This is a genomic window from Bradyrhizobium sp. AZCC 2289 (genome assembly GCF_036924615.1).
Taxonomy (GTDB): Bacteria; Pseudomonadota; Alphaproteobacteria; order Rhizobiales; family Xanthobacteraceae; genus Bradyrhizobium.
The window spans coordinates 959,399-973,121 of record NZ_JAZHRY010000001.1; the positions used below are offsets into that span (position 1 = coordinate 959,399).

At 57.2% G+C, this 13,723-nt stretch carries 9 protein-coding genes and 3 pseudogenes; 5 read left to right on the forward strand and 7 right to left on the reverse strand.

The features are described 5' to 3' along the window. Both V1289_RS04880 and V1289_RS04885 read left to right on the forward strand, forming a co-directional pair. Entirely contained in the window at nucleotides 1–1,227 is a 1,227-nt protein-coding gene (locus V1289_RS04880; RefSeq protein ID WP_334395871.1) for a phenylacetate--CoA ligase family protein, read from the forward strand. Nucleotides 1,228–1,321: 94 nt separating this feature from the next. After that, nucleotides 1,322–2,795: pseudogene (locus V1289_RS04885) on the forward strand (IS1380 family transposase). A 911-nt stretch (nucleotides 2,796–3,706) separates the two neighbouring features. On the opposite strand, the gene V1289_RS04890 reads toward V1289_RS04885, so the two are convergent. The 4 genes from V1289_RS04890 to V1289_RS04905 all read right to left on the reverse strand — a co-directional run bounded on the left by V1289_RS04890 (nucleotide 3,707) and on the right by V1289_RS04905 (nucleotide 7,215). Continuing rightward, complete coding sequence (locus V1289_RS04890) at nucleotides 3,707–3,988, reverse strand: hypothetical protein (protein WP_334395872.1); 282 nt, start codon at nucleotides 3,986–3,988, stop codon at nucleotides 3,707–3,709. A 590-nt stretch (nucleotides 3,989–4,578) separates the two neighbouring features. Beyond that, the gene (locus tag V1289_RS04895) at nucleotides 4,579–5,676 is read right to left on the reverse strand and encodes a DegT/DnrJ/EryC1/StrS family aminotransferase (RefSeq protein ID WP_334395874.1); all 1,098 of its coding nucleotides are present in this window, start codon (nucleotides 5,674–5,676) and stop codon (nucleotides 4,579–4,581) included. Between the two features lie 13 nt (nucleotides 5,677–5,689). Next, complete coding sequence (locus tag V1289_RS04900) at nucleotides 5,690–6,157, reverse strand: acyltransferase (protein WP_334395876.1); 468 nt, start codon at nucleotides 6,155–6,157, stop codon at nucleotides 5,690–5,692. Next, a complete protein-coding gene (locus V1289_RS04905) occupies nucleotides 6,154–7,215 on the reverse strand; it encodes a Gfo/Idh/MocA family protein (RefSeq protein WP_334395877.1) in 1,062 nt (353 codons plus the stop codon). Before V1289_RS04905 ends, V1289_RS04900 begins: the two co-directional genes overlap by 4 nt. A 233-nt stretch (nucleotides 7,216–7,448) precedes the next feature. Here V1289_RS04905 and V1289_RS04910 point away from each other — a divergent pair, with 233 nt between their 5' ends. After that, nucleotides 7,449–8,330 carry an NAD-dependent epimerase/dehydratase family protein gene (locus tag V1289_RS04910; RefSeq protein ID WP_334395878.1) on the forward strand — a complete coding sequence of 294 codons (882 nt, stop codon included), beginning with the start codon at nucleotides 7,449–7,451 and terminating at the stop codon, nucleotides 8,328–8,330. Nucleotides 8,331–8,352: 22 nt separating this feature from the next. Continuing rightward, nucleotides 8,353–9,792 (forward strand): hypothetical protein, encoded by a 1,440-nt coding sequence (locus V1289_RS04915; RefSeq protein ID WP_334395879.1) that lies wholly within the window; start codon nucleotides 8,353–8,355, stop codon nucleotides 9,790–9,792. Between the two features lie 417 nt (nucleotides 9,793–10,209). Here V1289_RS04915 and V1289_RS04920 read toward each other — a convergent pair whose 3' ends face one another. Then, nucleotides 10,210–11,268 carry a D-glucuronyl C5-epimerase family protein gene (locus tag V1289_RS04920; protein WP_334395880.1) on the reverse strand — a complete coding sequence of 353 codons (1,059 nt, stop codon included), beginning with the start codon at nucleotides 11,266–11,268 and terminating at the stop codon, nucleotides 10,210–10,212. A 162-nt stretch (nucleotides 11,269–11,430) separates the two neighbouring features. Here V1289_RS04920 and V1289_RS04925 point away from each other — a divergent pair. Next, nucleotides 11,431–11,771 (forward strand): annotated as a pseudogene (locus V1289_RS04925) (hypothetical protein). A gap of 239 nt (nucleotides 11,772–12,010) precedes the next feature. On the opposite strand, the pseudogene V1289_RS04930 reads toward V1289_RS04925, so the two are convergent. Beyond that, nucleotides 12,011–12,318 (reverse strand): annotated as a pseudogene (locus V1289_RS04930) (transposase); the annotation flags it as partial. 48 nt (nucleotides 12,319–12,366) lie between these two features. Further along, nucleotides 12,367–13,515, reverse strand: coding sequence for a DegT/DnrJ/EryC1/StrS family aminotransferase (locus V1289_RS04935; protein WP_334395881.1), 1,149 nt, complete (start codon nucleotides 13,513–13,515; stop codon nucleotides 12,367–12,369). Nucleotides 13,516–13,723 lie beyond the last annotated feature (208 nt).

Sequence of the window (13,723 nt, forward strand, 5' to 3'; positions counted from 1 at the left end):
ATGAACGACCATTATGACGCCCTTGAAACGCGCCAACCCGTCCAGCGCGAGGCGGAGCTGTTTTCCCGGCTGCCGGACGTGCTGCGCAAGGCCATGGAAGCGCCGGCCTACGCCGAGCGCCTCACGGGCACCGATCCCGCATCCATCGCCAGCCGGGCCGCCCTGGCGCGCCTGCCGGTGTTGCGCAAGTCGGAACTCCCTGCCTTGCACAAGGCCGTGCCGCCGTTCGGCGGGTTCGTGCCAGAGCCGCTCGGATCGTTTGGGCGGCTCTTTACCTCGCCCGGCCCGATCTTCGAGCCTGAGCCTGCCCATGCCGATCCCTGGCGGGGGGCGCGGGCATTGTTCGCGGCAGGCTTCCGGCCCGGCGATGTAGTGCTGAACACCTTCAGCTATCACCTCACGCCCGGCGGCTTTATTTTCGATGCTTCGGCGCGCGCGCTGGGCTGCGCGGTCATTCCGGCCGGTCCCGGCAATACCGAGGCGCAGTTTGAGCTGATCGAGGCCTACCGGCCGGTCGGCTATAGCGGCACGCCGGATTTCCTCAAAATTCTGCTCGACGCCGCCGCAAGTGCCGGTCGCGATGTCTCCTCGATCAAGCGCGCGCTGGTCTCGGGCGCGGCCTTTCCGAAATCTCTGCAGGACGAGGTCAGGTCGCGCGGCATCGACGCCTATCAGGCGTTCGGCACCGCCGATCTCGGCATGGTCGCCTTCGAGACGCCGGCGCACGATGGCATGACCGTGAACGAAGACCTGATCGTGGAAATCGTGAAGCCCGGTACCGGCGATCCCGTGGCGCCGGGCGACGTCGGCGAAATCGTCGTCACCTCGCTCGATCCGCATCATCCCTGGATCCGGCTCGCGCTCGGCGACCTCACCGTGGCCCTGCCGGGGGCAAGCCCCTGCGGACGCACCAATATGCGCATCAAGGGCTGGATGGGCCGCGCCGACCAGACCACCAAGGTCAAGGGCATGTTCGTGCGGCCCGAGCAGATTGCGGAAATCGGCAGGCGCCATCCCGAGCTTGGACGGCTGCGTCTCGTCGTCACTCGCGAAGGCGAGACCGATATCATGACGCTGAAGGCGGAATGCGTTTTGATCTCCAGCGGATTGCAGGACCAGGTAGCCTCATCGCTCCGCGCGGTTACCAAACTCGGCGGGCTGGTCAAGCTTGTGAGGCCCGGTTCCTTGCAAAACGATGGCAAGGTGATTGCGGACGAGCGCGGTTAGCCCGCATTTCTCACAGAGATAAGCGCATCGGGGCTCCGAATCAGCGAAAGTTGTTTTGCGAGAACGACTTCTTGATGATTCGAGGAGAGCCCCGATGCCGACAGAGTGTATCGCGGATATTTTTGGATTTGAAGCCGTCGAAGGCCGCCAGGTGGTCGCGGCGTTTGACGGTGGTGCGATCACATCGGATGCAGGGGCGCTGCTGCTGGGCGCGACGGATCGGGCGATCAGGATGGTGGATCGGCTGGCATCATGCTTTGTCGATCGTCGGTCGCAGGCGCAGGTCGAGCATTCTGTCGCGACGTTGGTCGGGCAGCGGATATTCGCCATCGCGCTCGGCTACGAGGACCTCAATGACCATGAGACACTGCGCCACGATCCATTGATGGCGGTGCTGGCGGGGAAACTCGAGGCGCGACGCCCGGACTGCGCCCCAGTGGCCGGCAAGTCGACGTTGAACCGGCTGGAATTGTCGAAGCCGGAACCATCGCGCTACCACAAGATCAGCTACGAAGCGGAGGCGGTGGACCCGGCTATTCGTCGATCTGTTTCTCGATGCGCATCGGACAGCGCCGAGCCAGATCACCCTCGATCTCGATGCCACCGATGATCCGTTGCATGGCCAGCAGGAAGGGCGCTTCTTTCATGGTTACTACAAATCCTATTGTTACCTGCCGCTGTATATTTTTTGCGGGCGGCACCTGCTTTGCGCCAAGCCGCGCCGGGCCAACATCGACGCCAGCGCGGGCTGTGTTGAAGAGGTGGCGCGGATCGTTGCGCAGATCCGCGAGCGTTGGCCCGAAGTGCGGATTCTGCTGCGGGCGGATTCGGGATTTACCCGCGACGAACTGATGACGTGGTGCGAACAAAACGACATCGATTACCTATTCGGACTGGCCAAGAACGACAGGCTGATCGCCGAGATCGCAGCCGAGCTTGCCGAGGCGGCCGAGGAGAACCGCCAGAGCGGCAAGCCTGCCCGGCGCTTCAAAGACTTCCGCTACAGGACGCGCAAGAGCTGGAGCCGGCAACGCCGGGTGGTCGGCAAGGCCGAGTGGATGATCCCCTCCGTCGCCGAGAGCGAGAGTGCGACGAAGCCGCAGCGCAAGAACAGGAAATCCGTCATGATCGGCGACATCGACCTGGCGACACTGGAAGGCCGGGCGAATCCGCGCTTCGTCGTCACCTCGCTGGAGGCCGACCAGCATCAGGCCCGCGCGCTCTACGAGAAGCTCTATTGCGCCCGCGGTGAGATGGAGAACCGCATCAAGGAATGTCAGCTCGATCTGTTCGCCGACAGGACCTCCACCCACACCATGCGCGCCAACCAGTTGCGGCTTTGGCTGTCTTCAATGGCCTATGTCCTGGTCAGTGCGTTGCGCCGCATCGCCCTGGCTACGACCCGCTTCGCCGACGCCACATGCGGTACCATTCGCCTGAAGCTGTTCAAAATTGGCGCCCAGGTTCGCATCAGCGTCCGCAGGGTCAAATTCTCGATGGCATCGGCATTTCCCTACACCGACGTCTTTCGAACAGCCTGGGCCGCGCTCGACAGCGCCGCCCTCTGAACCCTCGGCCCACCGGAGAACATCCACACCACATCTCCTGAACCAATCCGACCGACCCGCCGCAGCGGCCGAGAAGTCACGCCCAAATGACCGCCCTTGGTTGTGGTACCGTTGAAGTCAACTCGACGCAGAACTCGATCAAACTGCGTGAGAAATGCGGGTTAGCTGTCTCACCTCCGTGGACCTCTGAATCGACGCAGTTTGCGCCAAAAAAGGGTGGGTTACGGGTGAGACAAAGCCAATTTTCTGCAAGCATTTGGGTCTTCATCCGTCTTCAGGGCCAATCCCTGAGAATGGTATTCCTGTAAAGGGGACTGAGAATGCCGAGCAAAGCCTCGACCTTCTCCTTGCTGGTGGCTTCTTTGAATTTGGAAGCGAAGGAACGAAGGTTCTCAATGTGGTGACCGGTCTCGTTTCCTCGAGGATTGTATTCAATCGCTTTTGGATCGTGATCTGCTCATGGCACTCGAGGCGACGCCTGCGCCAACGCAGATCCAAGAGTGTTTGGACCAGATGTTCCTTTGTGCCGCCCGAGGGGAAAATTCCTGGTACAGCCCGTCGCAAAGGGCCTCGTAGTCTTTGTACTTCTCGTCCCAGAGCATTACTTCGCTTGCGTTTGCACCGTGTTTCAGCGCGTTACGTTTCTTGTTCCCCACAGGCAGAGCCCTCATCCTGGTAGTGGCTGGCATTGTAAGCGCGTCCTCGCACTTGCGCACAGTTAGATCCTGACGAGGTTGGGCGTCATCCGTTTGTTTATGGCGATAATCATTTTCTATGGCGGATATTGGATCGGTTATGGCGAAAATCAAATGTCCTATGGCAAATATTGCATCTTCTATCGCGAATACGAGATTGGTTATGGCGAAAATCGAACCCTCATGGCAACAATCACGTCGCGCTATGGCGAATACTTATTCTGGTATCGCGAAAGCTCTCCGGAGAGCGATCTCGAACGGCGGGAGCTGCGGCTTTATGGCGACGGCTGCTTTTTTCGCTGAGGCTTTTGCTGTACTCTGCTTCAGCTCTTTGGCAATGTCATCAAGCGCAAAGCGAGCCAACCGCGAAGCAGACAGTGGCCGGCGATGCAGCTCGGTCGTCAAATAATGGTTCAACGGTTGGATTATCGCGTCGATGAACTCGAATAGTTTTCCGGCTTCCCTTTGTTTGGACTTGACATCGATCGAGGTGGTCATCGACTGTCGGCCGGCCCTGTCGTGACAGCGCAGGAATACCGAAAGCAGTTCCGGAGCCAAATAGGGCTCACAACGTCGCGGGGACGACCGACGCGTCGGCTGGCGTTTTTGATAAGCTGCCGGTTTGCCACCTCGCGAATGACTGCTTGCACCAACAAGCCGGTGAGCGCTTCAATGAGGGCCTTTTGTTCGCCTCACGGTAGCGGTCACCGTCCGCCCGCCCCCATACTCTGCCAGTAAACCCGACAACCGCCAGATCTTGGATTTTCCAAGGGTCAACTCTGCCTGAAATCGGGGCGCTAACACGGTCCAGATGAAACTTTTGCTCGGAAACTCGGATTGCATTGGATTTCCACCCTCTACCGAATCGCTGGCTCATTTTAGGTCACGATCAGCTTAGCAATGGAACCGCCGTTAGGCCGAAGAACTCCGTTCCCTGTGAATACCGCGCATAGCTTTTAGCCTTGGCTCGAAGCCTAAATCGTCATCCAGCTTGAAAAACTGGGTGCGACGCGCCGATGGCGTCGATCAAGCGGTTGCAAAGTCAGGTGGAAGCTTATCGGCCAGGGATCGAACGCTAACTCTGTGGTTTAGAATCTGCGAACGAGATCGATGACCGCGTCCTGCTGCTGCCGCGTGATCTCCGCAAACATCGGCAGCGACAAAATCCTACTTTGATCGCCGAATGCGTTCGGAAATTGCTCGGGACGATAGCCAAAACGGTTGTAGGCGGCGAGGAACGGTAATGCGGTCGGATAGTCGATCGCGGTCTGAACGCCGTTGGCATTCAATTGCGCCGCCAGTGCATCGCGGCGCGGATGCTTGATTGTATAGAGGTGATAGACGTGGGTGCGGTCAGGTGCAACCGAAGGCACAACGACATCTTCGATCTGATTGAGGCCCGCGTCGTAAACCATCGCGGCGTCCCGGCGCGCCTTGGTCCACTTCGGAAGATGAGGCAATTTGGCCGACAGAATCGCAGCCTGCATGCCGTCGAGACGGCTGTTGATGCCCTCGATGCGATGCTGGTGTTTAACAAGCCCGCCGTGGCGCGCCAGCATGGTCATGTGCTCGGCCAGTGCACTGTCGTTGGTGACGACCGCGCCGGCGTCGCCCATCGCGCCCAAATTCTTGCCCGGATAGAACGAATAGGTTGCCGCGACACCGAAGGTGCCGACCTGCTGGCCCTTGTAGCGCGCCAGATGCGCCTGCGCGCAATCCTCGATCACCCAGAGCTTGTGCTTCCGCGCGATCGCCATGATCGCGCCCATGTCGGCAGGCTGGCCGTACAGATGCACCGGAATGATGCCGACCGTCCGCGGCGTGATCGCCGCTTCGATCGCCGCCGGATCGATCGTGAAGGTCGCGCCGTCGGTATCGCAGAACACTACCGTGGCGCCGGCATGCGTGATCATCGCAGAGGTAGAAATCCACGAATGCGCCGTGGTGATGACCTCGTCGCCGGGCTTGACCTTCAGCGCTGCCATCGCGAGATAGAGCGCATCGGTGCCATTGGCGCAGGATATACAGTGCTTGATATCCACGGCACTGGCGAATTCCCGCTCGAAGGCGTCGACATAAGGCCCGCGAATAAACGCATTATCGCGTATCACGGCGGCAATGGCGCCGTCGATCTCACCCTTGATGATTTGATACTGAAGCTGTAGGTCTGCGAAGGGTACCGGCATCGGATTGTCTTTCCTATTTCCGCGACGGCAGTCTGCGCGCCGGGTTGCCGGCATAGGTGCCGGCGGTCGTAATGTCCTTGGTTACGACCGAACCAGCCCCGATCACTGCATCGTCGACAATGCGCACCGGCATGATCGTGGCATTAGAGCCAATCGAAACCCGATTGCCGATCACGGTCTCGCGCCAGAGCTCCTTGCGGCCACCGGCGGGGCCACCGGTCGAGAAGGTATCATTGATAAACATGACGCCATGGCCGACAAAGCAATCTTCGCCGATCGTTACCAGCTCGCAGACAAAGGCATGCGACTGCACGCGGGTGCGCGCGCCGACCACGGCACCCTTTTGAATTTCGGTAAACGGACCGACAAAACAATCGTCACCGATCTTGCAGCCGTAGAGGTTGCAGGGCTCGATCAGTTTGACCCGCGCGCCGAATTCGACATCGCCGATGCCGGCATGGTGGCGTTCCGGCTGGTTCACGACACCATACCAAGGCGACATAACCGCGGCGTGAAATGCAGCGGAACTTCCTCGCCGGTCTCGATCGATTCATAGAGCGCGGAAATCAATTCCAGGCTCTTGCGGCCCTCAAGGCCATCGACCAGCGCTGCGCGCTGATGCACCAGACAGTCGATCACATGCTGATAGTAAGCCTGATGGCCGAAGCCGTAGACGTTCGGCGGATTAACGGAAAATTTCTCAACCACTTCCTTGTCTGCAGGAAGCTCATCGACAAAGCGCCAATGCCTGATCTGATTGACCGCAAAGCCCGCGATTTCAACCGTACCCTTTTCGCCCAACATCGAGAGCGATCCTTCGATATCCGTTGGACGTGCGGCGGTCGTCGCTTCAATGATTCCCAGTGCGCCGCTGCGGAATTTCAGCGTCGCGATCGCGGTATCTTCAGTTTCGATTTTCGCAAGCGCCGTGATCGCGCGCGCATGAACGCTCACGACATCGCCAAAAAACCACTCCAGCATATCGATGTGATGGCTCGCTTGGTTGGTAAGCACGCCGCCGTCATAGGCCCAAGTGCCCCGCCATTTGTCCTGATCGTAATAGGCCTGATCCCGACACCAGCGCACCCGCACCGTCCCTAAGATGAGCCGCCCGAACCGTCCCGCCTCAAGAGCCTCGCGCGCCTTGACGACCGGAACGTTGAAACGGTTCTGCTTGACGATAAAGAGCTTGACGCCGGCTTCGTCACACGCGCGGATCATGTCGTCAGCGTCCTGTAGCCGTAGCGCCATCGGCTTTTCGACAACGACATGTTTCCCAGCCCTGGCGCAGGCTATCACATGCTCAGCATGCATTCCGCTTGGCGTTAGCACCGCGACCGCGTCGATATCCCTTCGTACCAGAAACTCATCGATATCGTAGAGGGCTGGGATGCCGAACCTCGAGGCGATGGCGTCGGCGCGCGCCCGGATGGGATCACAGACGGCGACGAGACTGGCCCGGTCGATATGACCACCACCCAACAGCTCCGAATGGCGCTTTGCAATGCGTCCGCATCCGAGCAGACCGAATCTGATCATAAAAGCCTCTTTGTTGCCAATGGCGGGACCCAGAGGGCGGCATCTCCAAGTGTCCTATATTGCCAAAACCGATGGCAAATCAAGGAGTTTAGGTCTCTGCGGCGCGGGTCATCGCCCTGGAAACCCAAACTTCAGTGAGGCCAGATGACAGAATGCCTACAAGCCATTAGAGATATGGGGTATCTCATCTAGCTGGTGGTCTTGCAGACTATTTAGCGAGTCAGTACAACGACATGAACGATAAAATCACTGTATTGGTGACCGGCTGCCAGGGCTTCGTTGGAAGGCACCTCGTACCTTATCTCGCTGCGCAGGGCTACGGAGTAATCGCCGCTTCAAGAGAGGCGCCTGCTTTTGACGGCCCCAATCCCAATATAGTCCCTGCCCGACTGCCAGATTTGTCCACACCATTCGACTGGCAACCCCTTCTGCAAGATTGCGATGCCGTGGTCCATCTTGCTGGGATAGCTCACACTTTTGCTGACGACGACCTGTATGATCGTGTCAACCACAAAGCAACAGAAAGGCTTGCTCAGGCTGCCCATCGCTGCGGCGCGCATATGGTTTTCGTCTCGTCCATCGCTGCACAGTCTGGCTCATTTTCGGACCATGAATTAACCGAGGATGACCCTCCCCGACCAAGTAACGCCTATGGCGGATCAAAGTTGGCCGCCGAGAACGCTATTCGCGCGACAGGCGTTTCTTTTACAATTCTGCGGCCAGTTGTAATGTACGGCGATGGCGAAAAAGGAAATTTTGCGTTCATTCACAAGATATCGCGCCTGCCAGTTCTTCTGCCGTTCGGAAGACTGACGGCACCACGATCCGTGCTTTCAGTCGAAAATTTCTGTTCCGCCGTCGAATTGGTCTTGACCAATTCCCGCGCTCGCGGGGAAACTCTCATAGTATCGGATCCGACGCCCATTTCTGCTTCCGCAGCCATCGCTCGTTACCGCGCCAGCCTGGGTAGACCGCCCGGACTCATACCTATACCCGAAAAATGGATTGAACTATTTCTCAAGACAATTGGTCAGAGCGCGATTTGGCAAAGGATCGGCTGCCCACTCGTTGCCCGGCCGAGAAAACTACTTGCGCTCGGCTGGAAATGGTCTTGAAAGACCTACCACCGATTACGTCGTGCACGGTATCGAGATGTTATTCGCAATCATGAACGACATTTGTGGCGAGAGCGCCGAACGTGCTTCCATGTGGTCACGGGGTCGCTTCAGCCTGACTATGCTACTATGCTTACACATATTCACCTGTTGCGTCTCTTTAATCTACGTTTCGGAGCTATACGCTTATCAATATAAGAAAATCATCGCTGTCGACGGAGCGCGTATCCTCGACGCCGTGGTGAGCGGCGCATCCTTTACCCCGGTTGCGCTTCTTTTCTTATTCAGCCGGTTCAGTTTCGGCTATTTCCTCGGATTCTTTTTCTACACAATGATTCTCGGATACCTCTGGATCCTCCCATTTTCTCAATCCAACTACGATCACTCACTGGCGCACATTTCGATCTACATGTCAGCTTTGGCGTTTCTTATCCCCACGTTGCTTGTTGTATCGCCAATCAAGCAACGTTTCGTTCTATCAACACAAGCGCTCGATCACTTACTATCCTTCATCCTGCTTTTGGCCGCTGCCACTGTCGCGATCGGTGCATTCTATAATTTCGAGCTGGTTAGCATTTCTAAGATTTATGAATTACGCAACAGAATTGAATTTCCCGGCTTTATCAGGTATTCGATCGGCATAACATCGAACGCATTGTTGCCATTCGCCTTTGCTTGCTTTGTCGCACGCGGAAATCCATGGCGAGCCGGAGCTGCGCTGCTCTTCCTTTTGTTACTATATCCAATCACCCTGACCAAACTGGCGCTCTTTGCGCCATGCTGGCTCATGTTTATAATGCTTTTATCGAAGTTTGCTGAAACAAGAGTCGTGGTCGTGTTGTCGCTGCTTCTACCCGCGTTATCGGGTATTTTATCGGTAATTCTGGCCAAGTCCGGCCTAATTCCGTATAAATTAATGACGGAATCTTTCGGTTTCATAAATACCAGGATGATCGCCATACCATCCATGGCCCTCGACGTTTACAGCGAATTCTTTTCGACTCACCCTTTGACTCACTTTTGTCAGATTTTGCTTTTGAAGCCGCTCGTCGCCTGCCCCTATGTCAAGCCGCTCTCGATCATATTGGATGAAGCCTATTCTTTTGGAAACTTTAACGCATCGCTTTTCGCCACAGAGGGCATAGCTTCCGTTGGGCCGATACTTGCACCGCTTTCAGCACTAGTTTGCGGGTTAGTGATTGCACTAGGCAATCGCCTCTCTTCTGGGCTGCCGCCAAAATTTATTTTGCTGTCAGGTGGTATTCTCCCGCAGGTCTTTCTGAACGTGCCACTTTCAACGATGCTACTAACGAACGGCGCTGCATGTCTTTTCTTGCTGTGGTATGTTACGCCGCGTTCAATGTTCGAGACCAAAGCGCTCGGACCTGCCGCGTCCACGCGGCCAGCACCTCGCCGCTCCAATAATGCAGGAACACCGGAACGAGTGCTACCTGTTGGGTAAGCCCCAGCAGCATCTGGATAAAGCTCGCGGACCATCCCTCGACAATAGAATTCCGCGCGCGGCGCTCACTCAGTGGCGCCAGCCCTTTTTGTCGAACTCCGTCCTGAAGCTATCCGGCAGCCGCGGCGCCCCGTCCTTATCAGGTAAAAGTTACCACAGGTGCAAGCGTGGTCGGTCCCACCGTCTGCCCGGGTGAGTTTCACACACCCATCCGCAATCCTCGCAGAGTGAGCATTTCATGGCTCGGGGCCAGCCTCGATCGGATCGCTCTGACATCGGTCTTTTGGGAAGCGGCGGAAATACCCCGTGGCCAGCTTCCTGGCGGCCGTGCGCTTCCCTGGTGAACTTCTCACGAATGAAGGGTGGTCCTGGCGCCGCTGGCATCATCATCGTGGATGAGTTCCATATGAGGGTGGGTCAAGGACTATCCTGAGCCTTCTTGAATTCTTCGACGGCAATCTTCACAAACAGATCATCCCTGCGCTGATAGTCACTCCACTTCTCGGCATACGAGGAGAAAAATTCGTCGCCGGTTATGCTGGCCATGACCTTCATCTGTTCAATGATGAACTGCATGTAGTTTCCGAAAACATTATCCTTCTTGTTCTTCTGCGAGTAGACCACCCACGATCCTGTGTCGTAGCGGTCGATCTCGGCCTTTATGACCTTGACGCCTTCGGCAAAAAGCTTGCGTGCATTCTCGTCTCTGGTCGCGCGATAGTAGTCCCACACGCCGAACAGCGCCCAGATGTGTCCGTTGAAAACATGGTTCGGGTCGGCGGCGTTCGGATATTCCTCGATCCACGTTCCGTTTTCATCGACAGATAGACAGCCGCCGCTATCGACGGGCTCGGAAAGCCATGCCATCGCGCGGCGTGCCGTGACCAGATATTTCTCGTCGCCGGTCAATTGATGGGCGCGCACAAGCGCGGAAATGCCGACGCCCTGGGTCAGACCCGAAATCCACGGCGAATTGATACCGAGGGCCGGAATCGGCGACGTCCATATCCAGCGCCCATCATCAGCGCTGTCGTTAAGTTCATCCGCCCATCGCATAAACGCGGCGCGGTATTTTTGATCGGCGGTTGATTTAAGGGCATTCCAGTTTGCGAGTGCGCAGAATGCCTGAAGAGTTCTGTTGTCCCTGTGGGTTTCCAGCGGATCGCAAGAGATATTGATGCCATCGTCTGGCGAGGCCTGGTGCAAGTAATAAGAGCCAAGCTGGGATGATTTAACACCACGAACATCCGCGAACGGCGGTTTGTCCGGCGCTCCGAACCTCGCTTTGTAGTTTGCGTACCAGGTCGGGCCACCAACTGACTCGAACCAAGCCGGAAACCGCGATCGAAGTTCCGGAGGAACCTGATCGGCGATCCGGACCGCGATTGCTGGCATCCAGGATGAGTTTAAGGAAACAAATTCAAGGACCGCGACTGATGCCAGCGCCCATATCAAGCCGATGACTGAAGGCCGCATAGTTATTTTTCTCCGTCGCCTTCCGCAGCGCGGAGAGCCTACACCCACAACATTCCCGCGAGCAAATCGGCTCTTGACCAAATCTTGGGGCTGCGGATCCATTCGAGCTACCCATTTCTAGTGGCATTGCATGGTCGCAGGAGGACCGCTGTAATGCCCGTCATGGGCACCAAATCGCGAGAGTTTATCTGGGGCGGCCAGATCATGGGCGCGGATATCAACGTCAAGAACGCCCGCGAGGCCGCCAGGAAAGCCGCCCGTGAGGCGGATCGCGCCGAGGCGTAATGGTCGGCGCGAATGGAGGGCTACGGCGGGCCCGCTCAGCCGGCTCGAGGTCGAGTGCAACCGCTGCAAGACGCGCGCGAGCCTGCCACTGCCGGCCGCGGGATACGCCGATCTGGAAGCTCGAGGCGGCGCTGAAATGCGGGTCAAGCCGGAAGGGCCGCTACGCGCCACCTGTGCACATGATCAAGCTGACCGAGACGCAGGAGATCACGCGCTAAAAATGGGTGCATCCGGGTGAGGAGCGGTGAGGGTGGCGGCTCGGCCCGGCAAAACCCCGCCCGATGGGGGTATCACCGTACGGGGTTTCTGGGGGCAGTAATCCGCCGCTTGGGGTCGGCGTTGAGCGAATGATATCAGCGCGGCCTCCGCTTCGCTTGGGCCTTCCGGGGTAATCCGGACGAGGAGCGTTAGACCGACAGTCTCTCCCAGTGTCAGCACGCTATCGTTTATCCGGCCTGAGGGATTCCTGAGCCAGCGCCGCCAACTTCGCCTCGCCCATGAGCTGCCGCCAGCGCGTCAGTGATGACCGATCGAACACCAGCGGGTGCTGGAAAAACTCTTCGCCGCAGACAACGGGTAATACGGGTTAGCGCTCGCACAGGTCCGAAAGATCGCGCATGTGTTTCAGGATGGCCAGCCCCGCCATCAGCCGTGCAGCAAAAGCGGCCGGCCGGGATCGTCGTCATAAACCGCGCCAAACCGATCTTCGAGAAGCTGCCAGTCGATCGCGCCCGCCAGCTTCGCCAACGCATGGTCCACGGTTATGAGTTCTTCACGGTCGACTCACAAGAACCTAGTACACGGTAGGGATCATTAGTCTCTCACTGCACTGCGCACGCTAGCTATAATAAGATCCTGCGTGCGCTCGTCGAGGTACGCGTGCATAGGAAGACTTATCACCTGCGTCGACAATCTTTCGCTCACCGGCAGACCGCAGCCGACCACCGGATGATGGCTATATGCTATCTGGCGATGCATCGGTATTGGATAATAAATCATCGTTGGAATGCCATGAGACCTAAGGGAGGTCGCGAAGGCGCTTCGACTGACATCGGCTGGCAAACGGATTGTATATTGTGCCCAAACAGAGGTGTTCTCGTTCGCGGTACATGGCACTCCGACGATATCGCGAAGCGATTCAGAATATCGGTTAGCAACGGCGTTGCGCGCCAAGATTTCTTCATCGAAAATTTTTAACTTTTCGATAAGGACTGCGGCCTGAATCGTATCAAGTCGTGCAGTCATGCCTAATCTTACATTGTCATATTTGTCGTTACCCTGACCATGGACACGAATGCTACGCAGGATCCCAGCAAATTCGGCGTCATTCGTAAAGATGGCACCTCCGTCGCCAAAGCAGCCGAGTGGCTTGGCCGGAAAAAAGCTCGTCGCCGTAGCCAAACCAAATGTCCCAAGCTTGCGCCCACGGTAACTTGCTCCAAAGCTTTGAGCCGCGTCGTCAAGCACAAAAAGTCCCTCTGCGTTAGCGACCTCACCAATTGCATCGTGATCGGCAGGCTGACCAAAGAGGTCCACGGGTATGATGGCTTTGGGCTTCAACCCAAGTTTTCTGGCAAGGGCAATGCCCTTCTTAAGCGAGACAACATCGACATTGAAAGTTTCTTCATCGACATCGACGAAGATCGGCGTGGCGCCTCTCAGCGCCACAACCTCACCCGTAGCGCAGAACGTAAATGACGGGCAGACCACCGCATCTCCCGGGCCAACGCTTTTGGCGAGCAGCACCATCAGCAAGGCATCAGTGCCGCTTGCACAGCTGATGACGTGCTTGGCACCGCAGTAAGCGGCAAGCCTCTCCTCGAGCTGCGCGACTTCCGGACCATTAATAAATAGACTGTGATCCAGCACTCGCTTCACTGCTGCATCGACCGCACTGCCTAACCGCGCGCGTTGAGAAGCGACATCGATGAACGGAATATTCTGAAAAGTATGCTTGTTCATGCAGCCGCCGACCATGATGGAAAATTGCAATCCGAGAAAAAAAGGGCGGCCCGGGGCATCAGCCCATCATCCGCGTCGCACAGCTTTTAGCATGCTCGGCGAGACGTCACGGGATAGATTTACCGATTTACCTCACAAAAAAACACTTTTTGATTCAGACAATTACAATAGCCATGTCTTTACCCGACAGTGCAAGCCCCGGACAATC